Consider the following 23,329-nt stretch of genomic DNA (forward strand, 5'->3'; position numbering starts at 1 on the left):
TCATTCGCCGCGTAGTGCGCGGGAGAGGAAGGCGCACACCTGTGGGAACGAGTCCGCACCGGCGTGGGCCGCAGCGGCTGGTGTGCCGCCGACGTTGAAGGGGACGCCGTTCTTCGGATGAATCCGTTCGATGTCCGTGGACGGGGTGTTCGGGACCGGGCAGGTATGGCCGGCATCCGGGTAGTCCAGATGCAGTCGCTCCGCGCGGTGGCCGGCGTCTTCGAGAGCGGCCATCACCATCCGCGAATACAGGCTTGCCGGCCAGGCCCGGTCATCCATGCCGGACACGCACAGGACCGGTCCGTGGAACTGCTCGATCGGGATTCGGCTCGCTGCCGCCAACCGGCCGTCACGAAGGCCGTCCCGATAGACGGAGGTGTGGCGGTCGGGCGGAACGTCACCCGTCCACGGCTGGTAGGTGACAGCCCGGTTGTCGTGCCAGAGATGTTCGAGCGGTTGACCGTCGACGGTCCACGTCGGTGCGGTCCATCCGGCGGATCCGCCACCGGTCTGTGCGCCGTGCACCATGGCCCCCGGCGCTACCGCGACCACGGCGTCGACCAGTTCCGGGTAGCGCGAGGCCAGTAGGAAGACGAGTTCCCCGCCGCGGGAGGAGCCGTGGACGGCAACCTTCCCACCCAGTGGGTTCAGCTCTGCGCGTACCCATTTCAGTCCGAGCTCGAGGTACTCGAGGGGAGTTCCGGTGATGTTCACGGGCAGATCCGCGTAACCGAAGTACGCCAACGCCAACACCTGGAAGCCGCGGGAGGAGAGCAGAGCGCCCGCCTCTTCCATGGTTCCGCCCCCGGAACCGGCCAGGATCACGACGGTGGGAAACGGTCCGTCGCCGGGTGGGGTGAAGAGGACTCCGCGCAGAATGTCGTGGTCGAGTTCGCGGCGCGTCGTACCGGCGGTGACGAACCGCTGGGTGAGCGTCGCCGTGGCCGTCGGAGCCGGGTTCGGATCGTCGACGTCGATTTCCACTTCGGCGTCGACGACGGTGGTCAGCGGCGCCGAGCGGACGGCGTCGGTGTGGGTGTGCGGAGCGTCCGGATCGCGGCGTTGGCTCCAGAACAGTCCCATCGCGTCGATCCGGCCGTAGTCGCCGAAGACGGGGGCATCGGTGCTGACGTCGATCGCCCCGTCGCCGTCGGCGAGGTAGGTCGCCCGCGCCAGCCAGGGAACTCCGTGGCGAACTGTTCGGGCGGTCAGAGTCACCCGAGACCTGGCCGGGGCGCCCTCGAGGAGAATCCGTCGTGGTACGTCAACGAGGTCGTCCTCGGGGAATACACTGAGCTTCATACAGTTTCCTCTGTCTTGGTCTTCGAAACAGCCACAAGCCCCTGCCACCACGTCTCGTCGACGTCGATTCGCGCCGCTGGATCGTAGGGTTCACGCTCGGTGGGTAGCGGTACCGACTCGCCCGGGACGTGACCGCCGGCGGTGTGCCAGCGGTGCGCGATCTCGTCTATTCGGGTGGACAGATCCAGATCGTCAGGCGGCGCGATCGCCAGCACGAATCCGCCTCGACCACCGTCGGTGGATTGTTGGCCGCCGAGCGCGCCGGCGAGTGTCTCCACGAGAAGCCCCACCAGAGAGCTGGTCAATCCGTCCGGCAGCAGAGCGAACACGTCTTCGGCGACGCGGGTCGGGACGCCGTCGGAGTCCAGTGCGGTACCGACAGGCAACTCGGCGCCGCCGTCGGTGTATCGGGCCAGTTCCGCAAGAGACATCGATGCCGTCGCGAGATCGACCACCAATGCCTTCTCGGAATCTCGTGGCGCGGCGAATGCCAACGGATTGGTACCGATCGCTCGTCCGGTTCCGCCGAAGGGAGCGACGACGGGAGGGGACTGCAGGGCGATGACGCCGATCAGCCCTCGATCGGCGATGGCCGCGACATACGGTGCGAGCCTGCCGGTTCCGGTGAGGCCGGTCATCGTCGTCACGCCCACTCCCGCGGCCACTGCACTGTCGCCGGCCAGGCGGCAGGCCAGCGCCAGGGCCATCGGTCCCACCTGACCGTTCGCGTCCACGGCACACGTCGTCGCGGACCTACGAGTGCTCGCCTGATGTTCGTCGGCGTTCGAACGTGCCATCTCGCGGGCGAGCAGATCGGTGCCGAGGGCCTGCCATCCGGAGAGATCTGCCCATACTGCTGCGGTTGCGACCACGTCGGCGTCCGCAGTGTCGCCGCTGAGCGCAGCGGCGATTGTTTCAGTCGCGTCCCCGGCCGAGACCTGGACGCGACTCGTGCTTCGAACCACGGACAACCAACTTTCGATTTTCGACGACCGGTGCACTGTCAACTGTTGAAGAACGCGCCGCTCGCGACGGCAAGGGCCAAGATGGCGGTACGTGAGGTTTGGATGTGTGCCAGTTCGATCGACATGGCCAGATCGGCGTCACGGGCGCGAAACGCCGCGAGCAGCGCCCGGTGCTCGACGAGTGACGTTTCGCCGCCCCGGTGTGGTTCGGCGCCGCAGACGCGCAGGGATCTTTCCAGGTCTTGCAGGCACAGTTCGGTGATCTGGTGCAGCCGAGCGTTTCCGGACAGCAGGGCGACCCGGCAGTGGAAATCGTGGGAAGCGCTGAGAATGGTCTCGACGTGGTCGGCACCGTCGTAGACCTGCTCGACCACTTCCTCCAAGGAGTCGATGTCGGCGTCCGTCGCGTACTGCACGACCAGTCGGCAGCACATCGGGCCCGTCGCCTCGCGGATGTCGAGAACGTCGACCAACGACTTCAACGTGACCGGCTTGACCCGCGTCCGAGCCCGCGGCGAGACTTCCACGAGTCCGTCACGGTCGAGCACCTGGAGGGCGTCGCGTACCGGAGTGGGCGAAGTGCCGAATTCGTTTGCGATATCGCGGATGTGCAACAGACTTCCCGGACGCAGCTCCGTCGAGATGATCCGTCGCCGCAACTCGGCGTAGATCCGGTCCGCCGCCACATCGGTACTCATCGAGAACCCCATTCCGCTTGTCACTCACACAGTTGTCCAACCAGATAGTGTCACTGCTCGAACGGTCATTGTTTGGACCAGGGCACCAGCCGCCGTTCCAAGAATCCGACCAGAAGCGCCGCGAGGTAGCCGTACAGGGAGATCGTGATGATCCCGACGTACATCTTCGATACGGCAAACGTCGACCAGGAACTCCAGACGAGGAATCCCAGACCCTTTTCGGCGCCGACGAACTCGGCTGCCGCAATGATCACGAACGCACCCGCGATGGAGAGACGGAGTCCGGTGAAGATGTTGGGCAGCGCCGACGGCAGCGCCACGGTGAGCCAGCGTTGCAGTGCGCTCGCCCCGTTGGCCGTCGCGACGTCGAGGTAGACCGGTGGCGTCTGCAGGACACCGCTCATGGTGTTGAAGAAGATGTAGAAGAACACGCCGATGGCGACGATGGCGTATTTCGACATCTCGCCGAGGCCGAAGATCAGGATCAGCAGTGGGAAGATCGCCACTTTCGGCACGGGCAGCAGGCTCGTGATGATCGGGCCGAATACGGCCCGGAGCACTCGCACCGATCCGAGTGCGATGCCCAGTAGTACCGCCGGTACCGCTCCGATGAGGAAACCGACGAACACTCGCGTGAGCGTGGCCGCGCTGTCGTCCCACAGATCCCCGGAGGAGATCATGTCGCCGAACGTACCGATGATCGTGGTCGGTGGCGGGAAGAACCGCGCGTCGATCATTCCCGATCGGGAGGCCCCCTCCCAGACGAGGAGAAGAAGGATCGGCGAGAGTGGGCTCAGCTTCCACAACCAGGATCCTCGGCCGCGACGGCGAGTTGCTTCCTGTACTCGCTCTCGAACTTCGGTCAGGTCCCTCTCGGCACTGGTCATGTGGTAGCTCCTGAGTTTTCCGCTTGCGACGCCGCGCCTTCGAGCAGCGACCACAGTGTGCTGGTGAGCTCTACGTAGGCGGGATCGCTACGCAGGCGCAGAACGTCGCGAGGGCGGGCGATGGGAACCCGGATGTCGGCGACGATGCGACCGGGTCGCGGGGACATCACCACGACGCGGTCCGCGAGTGCGATCGCCTCGTCGACGCTGTGCGTGATGAAGACTACCGACTTACCGGTACTCGACCAGATGTGGAGCAGTTCTTGTTGGAGGTCGACGCGGGTTTGCTCGTCGAGTGCTCCGAAAGGCTCGTCCATCAACAGGATCGGGCCGTCGTCGGCCAAGGCCCGGGCGACGGACGTACGTTGGCGCATGCCACCGGAGAGTTGGTGTGGGTAGTAGGCGGCAAAGTCGGCCAGCCCCACGGTGTCCAGTAGTGGACGCACTTTCTCCCGCCGCTCACGCTTGCTCATCCCACGCAGGCGAAGTGGGTAGGCGACGTTGTCGATCACCGTCAGCCAGGGCAGAAGGCCGTGGTCCTGGAAGACCATCGACGGCCGTCCTTCGGTGTGGACGGCCCCCTCATCCGGGGTCTCGAGGCCGGCGAGTACGCGCAGCAACGTCGACTTTCCGCAGCCCGAAGGGCCTAGGACGCAGATGAATTCACCGGGCGCGATGTCGAGATCGATGTCTTCGATCGCGATGAGAACTTCGCGACGCCGCGCGTCGTAGAAGCCCTTCCACAGGTGTTCGACCTTGGCGCTCACGATGTCGGGAGGGCAGCGACGGCCTTGGGCAGGAACTCGGGCGCGAAGAGGGTGGCCTCGAGGCGTCCGGTGTCCTTGTACGAGAGAACACCGATCTCCTTGGAGTACTCCTCCTGGGCCGTGACGTTGTCCCAGTCGATGCGCCCCTGCGGGTCGTAGACCGACAGACCGATCTCCGGGATCAGATCGGCCGAGAGCTTCGTGTACTTCGAGATGATCGCCTGGATCTCGGGGTCCTGCCAGCCGCCGTTCTCCACGCTCTGCACGCCACGCAGGTAGGCCGTGATGAACTTGACCGCCGAGTCCGGGTTGTTCTCGAGGAAGCTCGTCGACATGGCCAGGGCCCCGACCTCGGTACCGGCGTGATAGGTGACGGGCAGGATGTCGACGGCGAGACCTTCCCGCTCGAGCGCGCTCGACATGGGCTCGATCGTCCAGGCTGCGTCGACGCCGCCGTTCTCGAACGCTGCCGGAAGGCTCGAAAGATCCACGTTGACCAGATTGACGTCGTCGATCGAGAGTCCGGCCGACTCCAACGCCAGATGTGTCGAGTAGTAGCCGAATCCACCCTTGGCCAGGGTGCCCACTCTCTTGCCCTTCAGATCGGCGACATCGGTGATGCCGGACTCCTTGCGAACCAGGAACGGTGCCGGATTCTTGCCTGTCGTACCGATCTTGGAGATTCCGCTGAGAACCTTGACCGACGAGGCGGCGTCGGAGTTCGCCTGGTTGAAGAGTGCTGCGGCCCAGGAGATGCCACCGGCTTGAGCTGCGCCGGTGGCAAGCAGTTGGACCGTGTCGCCGCTGGAGGGTTTCTGTGTCAAGGTGACGTCGAGTCCCTCGTCGGCGAAGTAGCCCTTCTCCTTGGCGACGAAGAAGGGGGCGTAGTCGGCATACGGGGAGTAGAGGAACGTCATTGCGTTCCCCGACCCGTCGGAGCCGCCGTCACCACTTTTCGCACCGCACGCGGTCGCTGCAGCGAGCAGCGCGACTGCGGAAGCTCCGGTGAGAAAACCGCGACGACTGAACTGCGCCATGAAACGCCTCCTTTAGGTTCTTTTAGCTTTCGGAGTGCAGTTCATCTGATGCATCAGATGCTGTCAAGTAATACATCAACGTCGGATACATCACATTCCCGGGGCCCGCACGGACTGTGTCACCGCACGAAAAGGGCCGACCGTGTGACGAAACGGTCGGCCCTACGAGGGTGGTCTCGATCAGCTCGCCAGAATGCGCGCCTTCTGTGTCTCGAACTCCGCGTCGGTCAGGACACCGGCTGTCTTGAGTTCACCGAGCTTGGTCAGTTGCTCGATCTTCTCGTCCATCGACACCTCCGAGCCAGGTTGCGGGGGCAAGGGTGGCAGATCGGGAATCGGCGTCACCGGCTGCGCTGCTGCCTTGGCCTGATCCTCGGCAGCCCACCTGGTGCGCTGGCGACGCTGGACGTTTCCGTGAATGGAACTGGCCACGGCTACCCGGCTTGCGCGTCGGATGAAGCTCATTTGTCGTTCTCCGTTTCGTCCAGGACGGTCGCCAATTCGTCGACGGACAGATGTCCTTCGGCGAGAACCTGTACGCCGCTTCGATTCCAGGCCTCGAGGACGGACAAGATCGCCAACTCCTCGTAGACGAGTACCGCGCCGACGCTGCCCGGCGCCAATTCCTCCCCGACGGTCGCCACGTCGTCGGCGTCGAGCAGACCGGAGGCGGCACCGTCGAACTGGGCGAGGTCGAAGTCGTCGAGCTCGAACGTGGACGCCGGTACCACCGTGAGGGCGCCGTCGGCGGCCTTGGTCACGAACTCGAGGTCCAGGATGCGGATGACACCGTTGTCGACGAGGGCGAGTAGTTCCTCGAACCCGGCTGAGGTCGGTTTGCCGCCGGGGAACTCGACGGCGACGTATTCGATCGGACCGAATTGGTCTCGAGTGGACATGGTGGTGTGTTCGCCCTTCGTGGATGCCGATATACCTATGCCGACATTAGTCCGAAATGTCCGAAGACATGGATGGGTGACGGTGTGAGATCAGTGATGGAAAACTAGGCCCCATGACGGGGGACTCGGCAAAAGCGGATCTGCACCGATACCTGCAAACAGGCCGCGACGCCCTGCTGTGGAAGCTCGACGGACTGTCCGAGTATTCGATCCGTCGGCCGATGACGTCGACCGGAACGAACCTCCTCGGTCTGATCAAGCACGCGATCGGCGTCGAACTCGGATATTTCGGTCCGGTCTTCGGCCGTGCCGTGCCCGATCTGGCGTCGTGGCTTCACTCGGACGAACCCAACGTGGACATGTGGGCGCGCGCCGACGAGTCCCGGGAACACATCGTCGACTCCTACCGCCGGGCCTGGACGTTCGCGGACGCCACCATCGACGAACTCGACCTGGACTCACCCGGATTGGTTCCCATGTGGCCGGAGGACCGCCGCCACGTGACCCTGCATCTGGTGCTCGTCCACGTTCTCGCCGAAACGCACCGTCATGCCGGTCATGCGGACATCGTGCGGGAGTCGATCGACGGAACTGCCGGGCTACGCCCCGAGCACAGCAACGTGGCACCGGGGGACCGGCTGTGGTGGGCTGGATATCGTGACAGGCTCGAGCACGTTGCATGTTCGTTCGAGGAGGACAAGTGAAGCTGTTGGTCGCCAATCGCGGGGAGATCGCGCTCCGGATCATTCGCAGCGCCCGTGAACTCGGTATCGAGACGGTCGCGGTGTACGCCACTGACGACGCAGCGAGCCCGCATGTCACGGCGGCAACCGACGCCGTGGAACTCACCGGCTCCGGCGGCTATCTCGATCAGAACGCGCTGCTGAAGATCGCGTCCGCCGCCGGCGCCACCCACGTTCACCCCGGCTACGGATTCCTGAGCGAGAATGCCGCATTCGCGCAGGCGTGTGTCGATTCCGGCACGGTGTTCGTCGGCCCGGACCCCTCGGCGCTGCGTATCTTCGGCGACAAGGCCGCGGCTCGCGCTGCTGCGGTGGCGTCGGGAGTCCCGGTTCTTCCCGCGACCGAGGGTGATGCCACCCTCGGCGATGTGCGCGCGTTCTTCGAGCGAAACCCCGGCGGCATCATGATCAAAGCGCTCGGTGGCGGCGGAGGGCGAGGCATGCGGGCGGTCCGCGATCCGAATCTCCTCGACGACGCCTACCGCGCGTGCGCGGCGGAGGCGCAGGTCGGGTTCGGTACGTCGACGCTGTTCGCCGAGGTTCTCAGCGAGCATGCGCGGCACATCGAAGTGCAGATCGTCGCCGCACCGGCCGCCGGTGGCACGCGCGCGCGTGCGCTCGGTGACCGTGACTGCAGTGTGCAACGTCGGCACCAGAAACTGATCGAAATTGCTCCGGCACAGGGTTTGTCGGATGCGCTCCGTGAGCGCCTGCACGGCGCAGCCGCTCGGTTGTGTGCTGACGTCGGCTACCGAGGCATCGCCACCGTCGAATTTCTGGTGGAGCAGCGCGGGTTCGTATTCCTCGAGGTGAACCCCCGAATTCAGGTGGAGCACACGGTGACCGAGGAGGTCACCGGAGTCGATCTGGTGGCAGTGCAACTCGCGATCGCCGGTGGCCGCCGATTCGACGAACTCGATCTTCCTCCCGGAATCACGGCGGATTCCGCCACCGGCGAGACCCGCGGCGCGCCGGCCGTGGCAACGGGCATCGCGATTCAGGCTCGCGTCAACACGGAGGTCATGGCGCCGGACGGTAACGTGCTGCCGGCGTCGGGAACGCTCGACGTCTTCGCCGGCCCCAGTGGGCCTGGTGTGCGGGTGGACACGTTCGGCGTCACCGGCCTGGCCCTGGGCCCCCGTTACGATTCACTGCTCGCCAAGGTGATCACCCATACCCGGCGCTCGGATTTCCCTGCTGCGGTGCGTAAGTCGATTGCCGCACTGGACGAATTCGTGATCCACGGCGTCGACAACAACATTTCCTTCTTGTCGGCGATCCTGTCCGACAAGGATTTTCGCAACGGACTGGTGGACATCGACTGGCTCGGTTCACGTTTGGCCGATCTGGTCCCCGTGGCCTCGCCGCAGGCCGTTCCCGTCGACGTCGAGCCCGGTCACTCGGTGATCCGAGCCCGGTCGGCCGGTGTTCTCGTCGAACTCGCCGCAGTCGGAGACGGTGTGTCGGCTGGTGGTCAGGTGGCGGTGCTCGAGGCGATGAAGATGCAGCACGTACTTTCGGCGGAAAGCGATGTCGAGGTGGTTCGGGTCCTGTCGGCGGCAGGCAGATCGGTCGGTGCCGGTGAACCGCTACTGATAGTTCGCAGTGCCGCGTCGGGAGCAAGCCTGGCCGAAGCCGAGTCGGTCGACCTCGACGACGTACGTTCGGATCTCGCGGAAATCCTCGCGCGCCACGAGGTGACACTCGACGAAGCGCGTCCCGATGCGGTCGCGAAGCGGCACCGGCTCGGGCGTCGCACAGCGCGGGAGAACATCGACGACCTGGTGGATGCGGACAGCTTCGTCGAATACGGTGCACTCACGTTGGCGGCGCAGCGGAGTAGACGCTCCGAGGAAGATCTGATCGCCAACACCCCGGCCGACGGGCTGGTCGGCGGCGTCGCCACCGTCGGTAGCGGTGACGCCGTCGTGATCTCGTACGACTACTCGGTACTCGCCGGAACGCAGGGTATGCGCAATCACGCCAAGACCGACAGGTTGATCGAGATCGCGCAGCGCAGACGGATTCCACTGGTGCTCTTCGCCGAAGGTGGTGGCGGTAGGCCGGGTGACACCGACGCCGGACCGGGTTCCGGCCTCGAACTGGGAACGTTCCGGTCCATGGCGGGGCTCCGGGGGCAGGTGCCGACGGTCGCGGTGGTGTCCGGTCGCTGTTTTGCCGGCAACGCCGCTCTTGCCGGAGCGTGCGACGTGTTGATCGCGACGCCGGACGCGAACATCGGAATGGGTGGTCCGGCCATGGTGTCGGGCGGCGGACTCGGCGATTTCCGTCCCGAGGACATCGGTCCGATCGACGTGCAGCGGCGCAACGGCGTCGTACATCTGGTGGCAGGCGACGACGCTCACGCCGTGGCACTGGCCAAGCAGTACCTCGCCTACTTCCAGGGTCCGGTCTCGCCGTGGTCGGCCCCGGACGAACGGTTGTCCCGGCACGTGATCCCGGAAAATCGACTGCGCTCCTACGATGTTCGGCGCGCTGTGGAATCGATTGCCGATGTCGGTACGGTGCTCGAGTTGCGCCGCGACTACGGTCGCGGTGTACTCACTGCCCTGATTCGGGTGGAGGGGACGGCGTACGGGGTGCTCGCGAACAGCAGTGAGCATCTCGGCGGTGCCATCGACGCCGAGGCCGCAGACAAGGCCGCAGATTTTCTCGAACTTGTCCAGGCTCATGGCATTGCACTGGTAACTCTCTGTGATACACCAGGGTTCATGGTAGGTCCGGAGTCGGAGGAAGAGGCCACCGTCCGCCGGTTCGGCCGGCTCTTCGTTGCCGGCGCACGCCTGACCGTGCCGTTCGGCACCGTCATTCTGCGTAAGGGGTACGGTCTGGGCGCGATGGCGATGGCGGGTGGTTCGTTCCGGGCGCCGCAGTTCACGATTGCCTGGCCGACGGGTGAGATCGGGCCGATGGGGCTCGAAGGAGCCGTGCGGTTGGGATTCCGCAAGGAGCTCGAGGCAGCGCCGGACGATGCTGCTCGGGAAATCCTGTTCGGGCAACTCGTGGAGTTGGCCTACCTGCACGGTAAGGCGCTGACTGCGGCCACCACGTTCGAACTCGACGACGTCGTCGATCCGGCCCGAACCCGCGACTGGATTCGACAACTCGATTCCAGGTGATCAGAAATGTTGCCCCGAGTTCACCGGAACGCTAGCGTTGAATCTCGTGTCACACGCCCGAGATAACGTCCTGATCATCCACTGGCACGACCTCGGGCGGCATCTGGCCAGTTACGGGGTGGCGGGGGTGGTCAGCCCCAATCTCGACCGTCTTGCAGCCGAAGGTGTCCTGTTCACCGATGCACATGCCACGGCGCCGCTGTGCTCGCCGTCGCGCGGTTCGCTGTTCTCCGGACGCTATCCGCACGACAACGGTCTGATCGGGTTGGCCCATCACGGCTGGGAGTACAACGACGACGTGCAGACGCTGCCGCAGATTCTGGCGGAGAACGGCTGGTACACGTCGCTGTTCGGAATGCAGCACGAGACGGCGTACCCGAAACGCCTCGGTTATCACGAGTACGACGTCACCAACTCGTTCTGTGACTACGTGGTGCCTCGTGCGCAGAACTGGCTACGACGCTTCCCGCCGGAACCGTTCCTGCTCACCACCGGTTTCTTCGAGACGCACCGTCCGTACCCGGTGAACCGCTACACCCCGGCGGATCCGGATGCTCTCGACGTTCCTTCCTATCTGCCGGACGTGCCGGCTGTCCGCGAGGATCTCGCCGAGTTCCACGGCAGTGTCGAGGTGGCGGATGCGGCGGTCGGTGATCTACTCGCGACTCTCGCCGAGGAAGGACTGGACGAGAACACCTGGGTTTTCTTCGTCACCGACCACGGTGCGGCGTTCCCCCGCGCGAAATCCACTCTGTACGCACCGGGTACCGGAATCGCGCTGATCGCTCGGCCACCGGCCCGGTATCGCAGTGGTGGAAAGGAATACGACACGCTGTTCAGTGGAGTCGATCTGGTGCCCACCATCTTGGATCTACTCGACATCGACATTCCGGAGAAGGTCGAGGGTCGTTCCCACGCGGATGCACTCTTCGATCGCGGCGTCGACGTCGACGAGCCGGTACGCACCTCGCTGTTCACGGAGAAGACGTTCCACGACAGTTTCGATCCGATCCGCGCGGTGCGGACCAAGGATTTCAGTTACATCGAGAACTACGCCGTCCGGCCCGCCCTGGATCTGCCACTCGACATCGAGAACAGCCTTTCCGGTCAAGCGCTGGGAACCGAACACCTGGCGGTGCGCCCGTCGCGTGAGCTCTACGACTTACGATCCGATCCGGACGAGAAGATCAACCTCGTAGACCGGCCGGAAGTCGCTGCAGTACAGGCGCAGTTGTCCGCTCAACTGCAGAGTTGGCGCGCCGAAACCGATGATCGTCTCCCCGACGAAGCCCTGGGCAATTCCATGGCTGTGCATCGGATGGCCGCGTATCTGGCTAAAATCGGTGTCCGGCCCAACGTTCGATCGGCATACAGCGCTGATCGCGGCTACCTTGAACCGGACACCAATTCTCCCTAGTTTCGGGTGCTTTCGTGCTCGGCCAGAAGATCGAGCACCTGGCGTACCAGGGCGTCGATGTCGGCTCCGGTCGTGTCGATCGCAAGATCCGGGTTCTCCGGCGCCTCGTACGGTGCGTCGATTCCGGTGAGCCCCTTCAGTTCCCCGGACCGGGCGCGGGCATACAGGCCCTTCGGATCGCGCCGTTCGCATTCCGACACCGGGGTGGTGACGGCCACTTCGAGGAAGATCAGCCCGGCGGCTTCGTTGAGAGCACGTGCAATGGCGCGATCGGAACTGAGTGGGGAGACCATCGAGGCAATGGCGACGACGCCCGCGTCGGCGAACAGTCGGGTCAGATGTCCTACCCGACGGATGTTCTCGGCGCGATCACCGGGCGAGAAACCGAGGTCGTCGGAAATCCCGTAGCGAATGTTGTCGCCGTCGAGAAGGTAGGCGGTGCGACCGGCGTCGACGAGGGCACGCTCGACTGCCACCGCCACCGTGGACTTCCCGGACGCAGGCAGGCCCGTCAACCAGATGGTGGCACCGCGCTGGCCGGTGGCCGCCCACCGCCGTCCACGTTCGAGCGAGGACGGGTGCCACTTGATGTCGTTACGGGTCTGTTCTCCCGGAACGACGACGCGGGCCTGCGCGATGGTGCCGGCACCAACGGTGTCGTTGCTCTGTTCGTCGATCAGGATGAAGGCCCCGCTGTCGCGGTTGCGCCCGTATGGATCGGCGATCACCACGGAGCTGGTGCGCAGCGTCACCGTACCGATGTCGTTGAGCCCCAACTCGACCGGTTGATCCTGCTCGTCGAGCGTTTCCGGATCGAGCCTGGTGTGCAGTTCCTGAACGGTTGCGCGCACGGTACGTGTCGTGTGCTTCAAGGCGATACGATCGCCGGCCCGCAGTGGTGTCTCCGCCAGCCAGCACACCGTCACATCGAGTTCACGGGCTGCCACCGGGAGATTCGCCTGCTCTGCTCCGCTGACCAGCACGTCGCCGCGCCCGACGTCGATGTCGTCCGCCAACTCCACCGAGACGGACAATGGTGCCACGGCGACGGTTCGGTGCTCGTCGAGGGTGTCCAGTGCCGTCACGGTGCTTCGTGAACCGGAGGGCAGGACGGTCACCGCGTCGCCGACGGTCAATGTTCCAGCCGAGATCCGGCCCGTGTATCGTCGGCGATTCTGTGTATCGGGCCGCGACACCCACTGGATCGGAAGGCGTAGTTCTTCCGAACGTGTTGCCGGGGCGTGCAGTTCCACTCCCTCGAGGTATTCGAGCAGGGTCGGACCCGAGTACCAGTCGGTGTTCGCCGAACGGTGCACCACGTTGTCACCCGCCTTGGCGGAGACCGGGATGGCCAGGAAGTTCTCACGTCCGATCTGATCGGCCAGCTTCTGCAGTTCGAGCTCCACCTCGGCGAACCGTGCAGGATCGAAGTCGACCAGATCGATCTTGTTCACCACCGCTACGAGATTCGGCACCCCGAGCAGGGCGGCGATCCTGGCGTGGCGACGGGTCTGACGTAGCACACCGGTGCGGGCGTCGACGAGCAGTACCGCGACGTGGGCGTTGGAGGCGCCGGTGAACATGTTGCGGGTGTACCGCTCGTGGCCGGGTGTGTCGGCGAGAACGAAACTTCTGGTGGGAGTGGAGAAGAACCGGTACGCCACGTCGATGGTGATGCCTTGCTCGCGTTCGGCTCGTAGACCGTCGGAGAGCGCCGCCAGATCCGCGACGCCGTGCTCGTCGGTCACCGAGTCGAGGTGATCGGTGGGCAGGCTGTCGGTGTCGTGCAGCAATCGGCCGATCAGAGTGCTCTTGCCGTCGTCGACACTTCCGGCCGTCGCGAGCCGCAGGAGTTGGCGAGTGATGTCGGTGCTCATCAGAAGTAGCCCTCACGCTTTCGGTCTTCCATCGCGGCGACCGAGGTTCGGTCGTCGGCGCGAGTCTCGCCTCGTTCGGATACCGTCGCCGCCGAAATTTCGGTGACGACGTCGTCGATGGTGGTGGCGCGGGAACGAACCGCACCGGTGATGGTGAGGTCGCCGACGGTCCGGTACCGTACCCATTCGGTCGTGGCCGAAGCGTTCTCAGCCGCTGAGCTGAACTCGGATGCCGCGAGCAGCATTCCGTCGCGTTCGAACACCTTGCGTTCGTGCGCGAAGTAGATGGGTGGCAGTTCCAGTCCCTCCTGGGCGATGTACCGCCAGATGTCGAGTTCCGTCCAATTGCTCAGCGGGAAAACTCGAACGGACTCGCCGCGCCTGATCCGGCCGTTGTAGAGCGACCAGGGTTCGGCGCGTTGTGCCCGTGGATCCCACTGGCCGAACTCGTCCCGAAAACTCAGAACCCGCTCCTTGGCGCGTGCTCGCTCCTCGTCGCGGCGAGCGCCACCGAACGCGGCGTCGAACTGCCCACCTTCCAGAGCGTCGAGCAGCGTCCTGGTTTGCAGCCGGTTGCGGGAACCGCTGGATTCGGTCGATTCCTGCACGCGGCCTTTGTCTATCGACTCCTGTACCGAGGCGACGACGAGGTTGTGACCGCTCTCGGCGATCCGGCGATCACGGAACTCGATCACCTCCTCGAAGTTGTGGCCGGTATCGACGTGGAGAACCGGAAACGGTAACGGTGACGGGCGGAACGCCTTCTCCGCGAGCCGCAGCAGGACGATGGAATCCTTGCCGGCGGAGAACAGGAGAACTGGTCGCTCCAGTTCGGCCACCACCTCTCGGATGATGTGGACCGCCTCGGATTCGAGTACGCGGAGTTCGTCGACAACTTCTGTTGTGGTGCTCATGCGAGCGGATATCCGTTCTCTTCGGCGTCGGCGCGATAACGCTGCACCCATTCGTTGGATCGTCCGTCACTCTGACGACGCAGTGGTGGCGGTGGTGCAAGTCGAGCGTCGAGTCCCAGTGCCGTCAAGGTCTTTCCGACTACGGCCTGAGGATCGGCGGTGAGTTCGCGGAACCCGATTTCGAGGGGAGTGATGTCCTGTTCGGCGAACCAGCGTCGCCACTGGCGCTCCTGATCGGCGAGGATCGACACCAGATGCGCTATCCCGCCAGGATGGTATTCAGGGGTGACGCGTGCGGCGTCCTCCGGCACGTCACCATCACGCCAGATCTGAGTTTGGACGGCCTTCCACATCGACACCGCCTGGGGGATCACGTCTTCGCGGTGGACATGGATGAAGGTCACCTCGCCCAGAACGTCGCGTAGTGCCGACCGGAGGTCGGTACCACTGCGTACGGGTAGCCCCGCCGCGCGGTCGATGACCAGGGGAGTCTGATTCCACATGAGCTTCCCGCCCCACACGCCGTTGTCGGTACGACCGGCGGCGAGGAGGTCCTCACGCCACTGCTCTGATGTGCGGGTGTCGGGTGCGCCGACTTTCAAGGGCGCCAACAGACGGAGTATCGATTCGTCGGTGACGGACGCGAACCACTCTCGCGGTTGTGGTGCCAACGAGGTGTGCGGAAGGTATTGGAAGAACTCCTCCGGCTCACCCGCAACACCCGTTGCGCGCAACGATTCCACGAGGAGAGTGCTGCCACTACGCTGCGATGCGCAGACAAGGTACGAGTGCTGTGCCAGTGTCATTCGTGCAAGGGTAAGGCTGCACGTAAACGTCTGCAACCTGGGCAAATAAACTCACGCCGAGCTTAAGTATGGACTTTTGGTCCCCAATCAGGCAGTGGTTGCGAGGGCTGCAGCGAGGCCGAACGCCACTGCCATGAATACTACTTCGCCGACCGCGCGACGCAGCGAACCGTCCGAACTGATGCGGTGTGCGGCGCTCGCGACCACCCAGGTTCGTCGCCACCACCAACCCAGCGCCACCAGTAGTGTCACCGCGACGATCTTCGCGAGGACCACCCGCCCGTAGGCGGTGTCGTAGAACGCGCTGACCGATCCGAGTCGAACTGTCGCATTGATCGTTCCGGTGATCACCAGGGCGAGTACGCATCGCCACGCGAGAGCGGAGTATCGGGGTAACCACACCGCCCATGCGCCACGGGACGGCATGGCGAGAACCAAGGCCGCGAGCACACCGAACCACAGGGCAGCGGCCAGAACGTGTACGGCGTCGAGGATCGAGCCGAAGCTCTGCTGCGCCATGTGACCGGTGATGGGCCGGGCGGCCAGCGCGAGAGCGGTTACCGCCAATGCCGGCGCCATCGGTACTTTTCGGGGTTCGGTGAAGCCGTACACGCTGTAACAGACCACGGCGAACGCGCAGACGATGATGGCGGCCCCGACTCGACCCACATTGACGTCGCCGACGAACGTACCGAAATCTCCGACGGTCAAGTCGGTGACAGCAGTGCCGCCCGCTGCCGCTGCATTCAGTGCCAGCAAAGCGATTTCGGCGATCAGCCACAGGCCGGACACTGCGGTGAGCTGAGCCCATGCGGTACCGGGGGTGGCCGCCGGGCGCCGCTCGCCGCGTCCCATCCACGAGAGGGTGGCGATTCCCAATGCAACGGAACAACTTCCGATTGCAATTACCCGAACCGTGCTCGACCCTTCCGGCCCGAGCGGGTTCGCCAACCCCCAGGCGATCAGCACTCCGAGAAGAGCTGCGGGTACGGCGAGCAGCAACCACCACCTGTTCGCCGCACCCGTCATCGGATCAGCTCGACTTCGGCTTGCGTAGCACGAAGAACAGGGCACCGCCGAAGACCACCACGCCCACGGCGATGAACGGCAGCACCGGAATGCTGCTCGAGTCGGATTCGCCGGTGGCCGCGGCTGCCGACGCACCGGGAGTTCCGTTGCCTGCTTCGGTGAGCGTGAACGCAATGGTTCCGCTGACCGGATGTCCGTCGGCGGATGTCACCCGGTAGGCGATGGTGTACGTGCCGGCCGGCCCGAGTTCGCCGAGATCGGCGCTGACGGTGGCACCTTGGACGGCGGGATCGCTCTTGGTCCAGAGGTTGCCGTCCGGGCCGGTGACGGTCAGTGCGGCGAACTGTTCCTGCAACGCTTCGTTGAACGTCACCGAGACCTGGTCCGGCCCGGTCGCCACGGAGGCGTCGTTTCCCGGGTTCGAGCCGACCACAGCGGAGTGCGCACTCGCGGTGCCCACGCCGAGCATGGTGCTCAGCATTGCGAGCAGTCCGACGGCTACGACTTTGAATCGGGTTTTCATGCGCGCTTGCTCCGCACCAGGGCACCGAGGCCGAGGGCCGCGCCAAGGGCACCGAGGACCAGGCCGACGCCGCCGAGCCAGCGGGCGGTGTTGTCGGTGTTGTCGGTGTGCACCTCGGTGGCCGTAGCCGTGCTGTCGGAGCCGTGGCCGTCGCCGGACGCTGCAGCGAGGGTCAGCGACGGTGCCGGCTTGTCCGGCTCGCTGCCGTCGGCGAGCGCTTCTTGATCCCAGTTGACGACGGTGCCGTCGCTGTAGGTCTGGGTGGCCTTGAACTCCACCGTCTCCTCGGTGGGCAGTGGCCCGGCGGAGAGAACGAACTGCTGGAACTGTCCGGGAGCCACGCCGACGCCGGGATCGGCCGTCCAGGTGACCGACTTGGCGACGAGGGTGGTCGGGTCCTTGTCCACGACGGACGTCCAGCCGGGAAGTGGTTCGGTGCGGGCCGACTTGAGCTCTGGCAACGCGACGGTGACCTTGGTGGTGGAGGCGGTATCGGATTCGGTGGGCACGCGGAACGTGAGGACGCTGTAGCCGCCCTGCGCGGCGCCCGGTGCGACGACGGTGACGTGGGCGGACGCGAGTCCGGCGGCGAGCAGTACGGCGCTGCCGGTGGCGACAGTGGTGACGAGCGCACGCGAAAGCAAGGTGTTCTTCATCTGGGGAGGTGTCCTCTGTGGTCTGTCGAAGAAGGGGTGATGTGGAGGCGTCTTCAGACCGGTAGAGGTGGACCGCGCCGGGAGATGGCGGCGCGCAGGTATTCGTCGATCGGGCGTCGGTGAATGCCCGTGGAGATCGCGTGCCTTCGAGTTCCGACGACAGGCAGGGTGGGCGGGACCAGAACGGCGCGCAACGCCCGACCGAGAACGTGGAAGAGGCGCTCGGCTGCCAACACGAGAAGCGCGCACACGAACGTGGCACCGATATGGGCTCCGAGCATGGCGAGGCCGGGAGATGCCGAATGGGAGTGCACCGTCAGCGTCATCGCGGTGTGCGCCGAGAGTTGTCCCGCGGCCAGTGCGCCGACCAGCGCGAGCGGACCGCGGGCGAGTCCGGGCAGCGTGGCGACCACCGCGCCCACCGCGGCGCAGACGGCGATCAACAGCGTCAGTGACGACACCTGTGGCACCGCCCCGCCACCCATCCCGTGGGCGGCGACGGACAGAGCCGCCGATGCTGCCCCGACAGCTGTGCCCCGCAGGGGTGCTGTCGGGGCAGCATCGGCACAGGACATATCGGGGCTCAGCGAACGCCGAGACGCACGAGGAGATCTGCTTCGACCCCGTCCAGTTCGGAAGAAATCGCCTGGTGAGCAGCTTTGCGGCGAGCTTGAGGCATCTGTTCGGCAGCATGCACAGCGGTGCTGAGGTCACTGAGACGTTCACGGATCGCGGTAGCGAAACGTTGTGTCTCCGCATCACCGGACTTCTTGCCCAGGAGTTCGGTGGTGGAGCTCTCGGCGCCGGCGATACGTGCACTGAGCTTCGCACCGTGTCCGGTGAAGTCGCCGAGCTGATCGACGGTGACCCCCATCTTCTGGGCGCGGGAGGTATCCAGCTGAGCGCGAACCATGGTGGCTGCCCGGTAGGCGATCGGAAGCAACACCGGTGCCAGAAGGCGTGCGACGCCGAGGTACTTGCGCACCTTCGCCACGGTCAGCCCCTGATTCGCGGCAGCTTTTTCCTGTGCTCTCAAGGTCGCGATCTGGGCTTTTTCGATTTTCTGCTTCGAGCCGAGTTCGACCTTCTCGAGCTTCTTGAGCGATTTGGTCGACGCCTTGTCGAGTTTGCGCTTGCTCTTGGCATTGAGCTTCGCCTCGACTGTGGCCTTGTGCTTGAGGGCCTTGGCCTCGGCCTTACGGGTGGCGCGAGACTTCCGCTTCTTGAACAACCCCATCGAAAAAGACCCCTTTTCCAGGTGTTTGTGCGCCGTCAGGTGCATGGTCACGGCTGCAGCGCTATCGCCTTGACGCTACCAATTACCACCGTCGCTTCGATGCAAGCCTAGGGGAGCACATAATCTTCGTCATCGTGTGTTCCGATATCTCGCCAGCGCCCGCGCCACCCGTCATCACCTCGGGGGGCGCGCAGGCAGCGGTGCTGATCGATTCGGGAGCGCTGACGAGGTGCCGTCATCGCGTGCGGCTGGACGGCGAGTTCCCCGGGAAGTGGTCCGACGCGCCCGTCGACACCGGGATCAAGCAGCGTCAGGACGCGGCGATCGCCAAGCGCACCGAGATCGCCGAACTGGTGATCGGGGCCGCGCCCGATCTGTGGGTGCGGATCGATTCGGAGCAGCCGGTGTCGGCTCAGGCCCGCCACACACTCGCAGCCTGCGCAGCCGGTGCCGAACGCATCTGGGGTGCGGTGTTCCCGTCGGAACGCGACACCGGGCGCAAGGGTCGCTGCGAGATGCTCATTCGCGATGCCGACGGCGGGTACATCCCCGTGATCGTCGTCAATCACAAAGTGACCGATCCAGGCCAGGGGGCGACCACATCGTCGCTCTTCGCCTGGGAACCGGCCCTCGACGCCACACGCAAGGTCCGCAGCCAGGTTCGGGATCAGATGCGCCTGGCGCAGGTGTATCGGATGCTCGAGCGCCACGGGTTCGCGAGCGCGTCACGGCGCGGCGGTGCGGTGGGATACAACGGCGACTGCATCCTGGTACACGATCTCAGTGCCGTCCTCGAGGACTACGACGCCCGGTACGCCGACCGCATCGCGGTGGCGCGCGGCTCCGTCATGACAGCGCCGTCGCAGATCGCCGAATGCAAATCGTGCCCGTGGTGGGGTGACTGCAAAGCGGAACTGGTCCGCAACCGCGACGTCAGTCTCGTGGCAGTCGGATCACGGGCAGAGTTGTTGCGGGACGTCGGCTGCAACACCGTCGACGATCTCGCGTCGTGGACGGGTGAGCCACTCGAGGACTGGCCGCACGGAAACTTCGAGGACGCGATCATCACGGCGAAAGCGTGGCTGGTGGGCGCGCCGTTGGTACGCCGGTTCGAGAAGATCTCCGTCACCCGCGCCGATATCGAGATCGACGTCGACATGGAGAGCTATCAGGAACACGGCGCATACCTGTGGGGAACGCTGCTCAACGTCGGCGGCTTCTCGATGTACCGCGGGTTCGTGACGTGGGATCCACTACCCACCCGCGACGAAGCCCGTTCGTTCGCGGAGTTCTGGGGTTGGTTGATGGCCGAGCGGGCCGCGGCCGCCGCGTCGGGTAAAACCTTTGCCGCGTACTGTTATTCACGCTCTGCCGAGGATAAATGGTTACTCGATTCGGCGAAGAGATTCGCCGGAGAACCGGGCATCCCCACCAAGGAAGAGATTCGCGAATTCATCGACAGCCCACAGTGGGTAGACATCTACCAGGCCGTCAGCGACCAATTCATCTGCCCGAACGGAAAGGGACTCAAGAAGATTGCGCCGGTCGCCGGGTTCAACTGGCGTGACGCCGAGGCCGGTGGGGAAGCATCCATGGCCTGGTATCGCGAAGCCGTCGGCTACGACGGGGAGGTCGACGAGAGCCAGCGGACGCGGATTCTGCAGTACAACGAGGATGACGTGATCGCGACTAAAGTCCTGCGGGAGTGGATGACCGATCGTGCGGAGCAGGAAATTCCGCTGGCATCACAGCTGTGACGTAGCGGGCTTTATACTGCTTCCATCATACGGTCGGGGGGTCTGACCGCGGGGGAGATGGCATGGGTACTTTCAAAGCCGACGTGCAAGAACTGAAACGACTGGGTGGGGTGTTGCAGTCTCTGGGGCAGGAGGCTGCCGGTGTGCGGGTCGGTCCGGCCGCGGGCCCGTACCTGTCCGGTCCGGGTGGGATGTTGTCCTCGGTGCTGGAGGCGTCGTCGATCTCCGGAGACCTCATCGAAGGAACACTCGTACCCGGACTGCAGGAGCGGCTTTCCGAGACCGGTGAGGTGATGATCCACCTCGCCCACCAGTTCAGAGATCGAGACGAGCAGTCCGCGGCCGAAATGGCCAGAGCCTTCACCGAAGCGAGCGGCGACTGGAACCCGGGCGAGCCGATCCGATGAGTGTGACACGAACCCAACTGCAGTCGTGGGACCCCGGGATACTCAACGGTGTTGCCGACGCCTGGACGAAGGTGGGGGAGAGCGCCGCAGAACTTTTCGAGCGGTACCACCGCAGTGTCATCCGGGTCGGAGACGAATACTGGGAGGGGTTGACCGCCGAAGCCGCAGAGCAGCGGGCAATGGCCGACAAGCGGACCGTCGCAGAAGTGGTCGAGGCGCTCGGAGCAGCAGTGGAAATTCTGCGTCAGGGGTACTTCGACATCGATGCACCGCTGAAGAGGGCCAGGGGCGCGATCTCCGACGCGGAGGACGCCGGATTTGCCGTGTCGGACTCGTTGCTGATCACCGATACTCGGCCTGGCACCGATGCAGCGCGGGCGGCCGTGATGATGGATTTCGCCGAACGTTTGTCCGAGGCAGCCGGTTCCACGGTCGAAGCCGACAATTCTGTGCGCCGTAAGCTCTCGGCGTCGCGGGCCGGACTGCGGGCCATGTTCGTCTCGGCTGCGACCCTGGGCGGCGATCAGGGCCGTTCCGACGCCAAGGCGTTTGCCGATCACCCGAACGACGTATCTGCGGAACAGGCACGCCGACTGGCCGAGGGTGGGCATCTGACTGCGGAACAGCTCCACGCAATCGAGCGGGGCGAGACTGCCGCAATTCCCGCGTCTCAGATGGAGTACCTCAACCAGGTCGGCCGGGCATTGGACGGGAAAACTCCGCAGGAGATCGAAGATCTGCTTTCGAAGCTGCCTGCCGATGCGAGGGCCGGTGTGGCCAATTCCCTGCAGATCCTCTCCAACGAACACGTCACCGCATCCGTGCGGGGAGATTCCGAGGTGCCGACCACAGGTGGTCTGGACTTGTTGCCGAAGGAGATCCGGGAGTCTCTGACGCGCGATGATCTGGTGACTTCCGAGTTCAAGATCACGCAGGCCGGCGGGTTCAGATCGGTGGACCTCAACGGAGTTGCCGACAATCAGGCCATCGCTTCGATCGTTGCGATGGGTGACGAGATGTACAAGGGCGGAACCGCACTCGACAAAAGCCTGCTCGATGTCGGGCGGCAGTATCTGGACGCGCAGGTTGCGCACGAACAGAGCCCGAACCGCACGTTCGAGGCCTTCATGGTGGACGGCAGGGGAACTCAGGACATGGCGATCACCGAACAAATCTTCAGCGCGGTGGGCGGGGACAAGATCGCCGTCGACGCCGCGGTGAACGATCCCGTGCACGGTAGTGATTTCGTGAAAGACATTCTGGCCCATGACTGGACCGATGACGGTCAGGCCGTATCGAGTCTCTTCGCGTTCGGTGAGCACGACGGCACTGTGGAGGATCCGGACAATCCTGTCGATGTGGCAACCGCCACCCGAACCGGCAACATCATGGAAGCACTGGGCCGATCCGTCAGTTCCGACGAGGCGTGGAAGTATCTGTCGAACATTCCCGGAACAGATGGGCAGTCGGTGGGGCAAGTGAATCCTGAACTCCTGCAAACAGTGTCACGAAGCATGAGTCCGTATGTTTCGGACCTGGCCGGAGCAGATCCGGCCGATCGCCCGGGGTTCGACATCGGAAACTGGGCCGATCCGGATAGAACTCGACATTATGCGGGTTCAGCGAACGTGTTCGCGCTCATGAACACCGACGAGGCGGCAGGTACCCACTTCACACAGGCTGCCTATCAGGCGATGTTGGAGAAGCAGGGAGAGTACGGCGCAGACCCGATGAACCCGGAATCCGAACCCAAGCTGCGAACTGCCGGGTTCATTGCCGGTCTGGTCGACAAAGGAATGATGATCTCCACCCAGGACCAGTACGACGACACTGCCCAACAGGCTGCAGAAAGCTATCGGCGGAGAGCTGCCGGGTTCGACGCTCTGCTCGGGTCGTTCGGGCTGGGGCAGATCGACGGGGGTGACTTGTCCAACGCCATTCTCGGAGGCGGAGGGCTATCGATGAAGGATGCGGTGATCGGAGGTCCCCCTCTCGGGGCCGAAACCGCACGACTTACAGGATTCGATGATATTGGAAATGCGTACAGCACCCTTTTGGCCATCCGGGAACTACCTCTTGACTTCAAGAATAGTTATGAGTGGGCGTTCAATCCGAATGGGGAATTGAAAACTTGGGAAGAAGTGCAGGATCTCAGGCTTTCCGATGAGAAGATGGGTGCATTCAAAGTTATGCTCAGTAGAGTAGGAAGACCTGACGACGGGCACGGCTCCGCGATGGACTCGGCCTACGACAAGGTCGTACAGTAGT

Annotated in this window: 22 protein-coding genes; 6 read left to right on the forward strand and 16 right to left on the reverse strand. The window is 64.5% G+C overall.

Annotation, left to right across the window (positions count from 1 at the left end; genetic code table 11):
• From ABH922_RS23900 to ABH922_RS23935, 8 genes are all read right to left on the reverse strand, one after another.
• On the reverse strand, window positions 1–1,302 hold the full coding sequence (locus ABH922_RS23900) for an acyl-CoA thioester hydrolase/BAAT C-terminal domain-containing protein (protein ID WP_424809296.1): 1,302 nt from the start codon (window positions 1,300–1,302) through the stop codon (window positions 1–3).
• A complete protein-coding gene (locus tag ABH922_RS23905; RefSeq protein WP_424809297.1) occupies window positions 1,299–2,267 on the reverse strand; it encodes an Ldh family oxidoreductase in 969 nt (322 codons plus the stop codon). The genes ABH922_RS23900 and ABH922_RS23905 overlap by 4 nt, the downstream gene beginning before the upstream one ends.
• Window positions 2,268–2,305: 38 nt before the next feature.
• Window positions 2,306–2,965, reverse strand: coding sequence for a GntR family transcriptional regulator (locus ABH922_RS23910; RefSeq protein ID WP_424809298.1), 660 nt, complete (start codon window positions 2,963–2,965; stop codon window positions 2,306–2,308).
• A 65-nt stretch (window positions 2,966–3,030) separates the two neighbouring features.
• Window positions 3,031–3,852 carry an ABC transporter permease gene (locus ABH922_RS23915; RefSeq protein ID WP_424809299.1) on the reverse strand — a complete coding sequence of 274 codons (822 nt, stop codon included), beginning with the start codon at window positions 3,850–3,852 and terminating at the stop codon, window positions 3,031–3,033.
• Entirely contained in the window at window positions 3,849–4,619 is a 771-nt protein-coding gene (locus ABH922_RS23920; RefSeq protein ID WP_424809300.1) for an ABC transporter ATP-binding protein, read from the reverse strand. The genes ABH922_RS23915 and ABH922_RS23920 overlap by 4 nt, the downstream gene beginning before the upstream one ends.
• The gene (locus ABH922_RS23925) at window positions 4,616–5,656 is read right to left on the reverse strand and encodes an ABC transporter substrate-binding protein (RefSeq protein WP_424809301.1); all 1,041 of its coding nucleotides are present in this window, start codon (window positions 5,654–5,656) and stop codon (window positions 4,616–4,618) included. The genes ABH922_RS23920 and ABH922_RS23925 overlap by 4 nt, the downstream gene beginning before the upstream one ends.
• A 180-nt stretch (window positions 5,657–5,836) precedes the next feature.
• A complete protein-coding gene (locus ABH922_RS23930) occupies window positions 5,837–6,121 on the reverse strand; it encodes an SHOCT domain-containing protein (protein WP_424809302.1) in 285 nt (94 codons plus the stop codon).
• The gene (locus tag ABH922_RS23935) at window positions 6,118–6,555 is read right to left on the reverse strand and encodes a DUF6325 family protein (RefSeq protein ID WP_424809303.1); all 438 of its coding nucleotides are present in this window, start codon (window positions 6,553–6,555) and stop codon (window positions 6,118–6,120) included. The genes ABH922_RS23930 and ABH922_RS23935 overlap by 4 nt, the downstream gene beginning before the upstream one ends.
• 113 nt (window positions 6,556–6,668) lie before the next feature.
• Between ABH922_RS23935 and ABH922_RS23940 the strand changes: the two genes are divergently transcribed.
• Genes ABH922_RS23940 through ABH922_RS23950 form a run of 3 tightly spaced genes read left to right on the forward strand, consistent with a single transcriptional unit; the run spans window position 6,669 to window position 11,855 of the window.
• Entirely contained in the window at window positions 6,669–7,259 is a 591-nt protein-coding gene (locus tag ABH922_RS23940) for a DinB family protein (RefSeq protein WP_424809304.1), read from the forward strand.
• Window positions 7,235–10,438 (forward strand): carboxyl transferase domain-containing protein, encoded by a 3,204-nt coding sequence (locus ABH922_RS23945; RefSeq protein WP_424809305.1) that lies wholly within the window; start codon window positions 7,235–7,237, stop codon window positions 10,436–10,438. Before ABH922_RS23940 ends, ABH922_RS23945 begins: the two co-directional genes overlap by 25 nt.
• A 46-nt stretch (window positions 10,439–10,484) precedes the next feature.
• Window positions 10,485–11,855 carry a sulfatase family protein gene (locus tag ABH922_RS23950; protein ID WP_424809306.1) on the forward strand — a complete coding sequence of 457 codons (1,371 nt, stop codon included), beginning with the start codon at window positions 10,485–10,487 and terminating at the stop codon, window positions 11,853–11,855.
• Here the strand turns inward: ABH922_RS23950 and cysC are convergent.
• From cysC to ABH922_RS23990, 8 genes are all read right to left on the reverse strand, one after another.
• Complete coding sequence (gene cysC / locus ABH922_RS23955; RefSeq protein ID WP_424809307.1) at window positions 11,852–13,732, reverse strand: adenylyl-sulfate kinase; 1,881 nt, start codon at window positions 13,730–13,732, stop codon at window positions 11,852–11,854. The two genes, ABH922_RS23950 and cysC, sit on opposite strands and share 4 nt — an antisense overlap.
• The gene (gene cysD / locus ABH922_RS23960; RefSeq protein ID WP_424809308.1) at window positions 13,732–14,646 is read right to left on the reverse strand and encodes a sulfate adenylyltransferase subunit CysD; all 915 of its coding nucleotides are present in this window, start codon (window positions 14,644–14,646) and stop codon (window positions 13,732–13,734) included. The genes cysC and cysD overlap by 1 nt, the downstream gene beginning before the upstream one ends.
• Complete coding sequence (gene stf0 / locus ABH922_RS23965; protein ID WP_424809309.1) at window positions 14,643–15,452, reverse strand: trehalose 2-sulfotransferase; 810 nt, start codon at window positions 15,450–15,452, stop codon at window positions 14,643–14,645. Before stf0 ends, cysD begins: the two co-directional genes overlap by 4 nt.
• Before the next feature lie 87 nt (window positions 15,453–15,539).
• Window positions 15,540–16,481, reverse strand: coding sequence for a copper resistance D family protein (locus ABH922_RS23970; protein WP_424809310.1), 942 nt, complete (start codon window positions 16,479–16,481; stop codon window positions 15,540–15,542).
• A 4-nt stretch (window positions 16,482–16,485) separates the two neighbouring features.
• Window positions 16,486–17,004 carry a copper resistance CopC family protein gene (locus ABH922_RS23975; protein WP_424809311.1) on the reverse strand — a complete coding sequence of 173 codons (519 nt, stop codon included), beginning with the start codon at window positions 17,002–17,004 and terminating at the stop codon, window positions 16,486–16,488.
• Entirely contained in the window at window positions 17,001–17,660 is a 660-nt protein-coding gene (locus ABH922_RS23980; RefSeq protein ID WP_424809312.1) for a YcnI family protein, read from the reverse strand. Before ABH922_RS23980 ends, ABH922_RS23975 begins: the two co-directional genes overlap by 4 nt.
• Window positions 17,661–17,713: 53 nt before the next feature.
• Window positions 17,714–18,235: a hypothetical protein gene (locus ABH922_RS23985; RefSeq protein WP_424809313.1), complete on the reverse strand. Its 522-nt coding sequence runs from the start codon at window positions 18,233–18,235 to the stop codon at window positions 17,714–17,716.
• Between the two features lie 8 nt (window positions 18,236–18,243).
• Complete coding sequence (locus ABH922_RS23990) at window positions 18,244–18,897, reverse strand: DUF6474 family protein (RefSeq protein WP_424809314.1); 654 nt, start codon at window positions 18,895–18,897, stop codon at window positions 18,244–18,246.
• A 203-nt stretch (window positions 18,898–19,100) separates the two neighbouring features.
• Between ABH922_RS23990 and ABH922_RS23995 the strand changes: the two genes are divergently transcribed.
• The 3 genes from ABH922_RS23995 to ABH922_RS24005 all read left to right on the forward strand — a co-directional run bounded on the left by ABH922_RS23995 (window position 19,101) and on the right by ABH922_RS24005 (window position 23,328).
• Complete coding sequence (locus ABH922_RS23995) at window positions 19,101–20,654, forward strand: TM0106 family RecB-like putative nuclease (RefSeq protein WP_424809768.1); 1,554 nt, start codon at window positions 19,101–19,103, stop codon at window positions 20,652–20,654.
• Between the two features lie 62 nt (window positions 20,655–20,716).
• Complete coding sequence (locus tag ABH922_RS24000) at window positions 20,717–21,061, forward strand: hypothetical protein (RefSeq protein ID WP_424809315.1); 345 nt, start codon at window positions 20,717–20,719, stop codon at window positions 21,059–21,061.
• Entirely contained in the window at window positions 21,058–23,328 is a 2,271-nt protein-coding gene (locus tag ABH922_RS24005) for a hypothetical protein (protein WP_424809316.1), read from the forward strand. Before ABH922_RS24000 ends, ABH922_RS24005 begins: the two co-directional genes overlap by 4 nt.
• Window position 23,329: the final 1 nt, after the last annotated feature.

The organism is Rhodococcus sp. 27YEA15, assembly GCF_049739425.1.
In the GTDB taxonomy this organism is placed as follows: domain Bacteria; phylum Actinomycetota; class Actinomycetes; order Mycobacteriales; family Mycobacteriaceae; genus Rhodococcus_F.

What these genes read in the sequence shown, in the direction of transcription:
- ABH922_RS23900 (WP_424809296.1), bottom strand. Translation starts at nt 1,302, where the DNA reads ATGAAGCTCAGTGTATTCCCCGAGGACGACCTCGTTGACGTACCACGA.
- ABH922_RS23910 (WP_424809298.1), bottom strand. Translation starts at nt 2,965, where the DNA reads ATGAGTACCGATGTGGCGGCGGACCGGATCTACGCCGAGTTGCGGCGA.
- ABH922_RS23915 (WP_424809299.1), bottom strand. Translation starts at nt 3,852, where the DNA reads ATGACCAGTGCCGAGAGGGACCTGACCGAAGTTCGAGAGCGAGTACAG.
- ABH922_RS23925 (WP_424809301.1), bottom strand. Translation starts at nt 5,656, where the DNA reads ATGGCGCAGTTCAGTCGTCGCGGTTTTCTCACCGGAGCTTCCGCAGTC.
- ABH922_RS23930 (WP_424809302.1), bottom strand. Translation starts at nt 6,121, where the DNA reads ATGAGCTTCATCCGACGCGCAAGCCGGGTAGCCGTGGCCAGTTCCATT.
- ABH922_RS23935 (WP_424809303.1), bottom strand. Translation starts at nt 6,555, where the DNA reads ATGTCCACTCGAGACCAATTCGGTCCGATCGAATACGTCGCCGTCGAG.
- ABH922_RS23940 (WP_424809304.1), top strand. Translation starts at nt 6,669, where the DNA reads ATGACGGGGGACTCGGCAAAAGCGGATCTGCACCGATACCTGCAAACA.
- ABH922_RS23945 (WP_424809305.1), top strand. Translation starts at nt 7,235, where the DNA reads ATGTTCGTTCGAGGAGGACAAGTGAAGCTGTTGGTCGCCAATCGCGGG.
- cysC (WP_424809307.1), bottom strand. Translation starts at nt 13,732, where the DNA reads ATGAGCACCGACATCACTCGCCAACTCCTGCGGCTCGCGACGGCCGGA.
- cysD (WP_424809308.1), bottom strand. Translation starts at nt 14,646, where the DNA reads ATGAGCACCACAACAGAAGTTGTCGACGAACTCCGCGTACTCGAATCC.
- stf0 (WP_424809309.1), bottom strand. Translation starts at nt 15,452, where the DNA reads ATGACACTGGCACAGCACTCGTACCTTGTCTGCGCATCGCAGCGTAGT.
- ABH922_RS23970 (WP_424809310.1), bottom strand. Translation starts at nt 16,481, where the DNA reads ATGACGGGTGCGGCGAACAGGTGGTGGTTGCTGCTCGCCGTACCCGCA.
- ABH922_RS23975 (WP_424809311.1), bottom strand. Translation starts at nt 17,004, where the DNA reads ATGAAAACCCGATTCAAAGTCGTAGCCGTCGGACTGCTCGCAATGCTG.
- ABH922_RS23980 (WP_424809312.1), bottom strand. Translation starts at nt 17,660, where the DNA reads ATGAAGAACACCTTGCTTTCGCGTGCGCTCGTCACCACTGTCGCCACC.
- ABH922_RS23985 (WP_424809313.1), bottom strand. Translation starts at nt 18,235, where the DNA reads ATGTCCTGTGCCGATGCTGCCCCGACAGCACCCCTGCGGGGCACAGCT.
- ABH922_RS23990 (WP_424809314.1), bottom strand. Translation starts at nt 18,897, where the DNA reads ATGGGGTTGTTCAAGAAGCGGAAGTCTCGCGCCACCCGTAAGGCCGAG.
- ABH922_RS24000 (WP_424809315.1), top strand. Translation starts at nt 20,717, where the DNA reads ATGGGTACTTTCAAAGCCGACGTGCAAGAACTGAAACGACTGGGTGGG.
- ABH922_RS24005 (WP_424809316.1), top strand. Translation starts at nt 21,058, where the DNA reads ATGAGTGTGACACGAACCCAACTGCAGTCGTGGGACCCCGGGATACTC.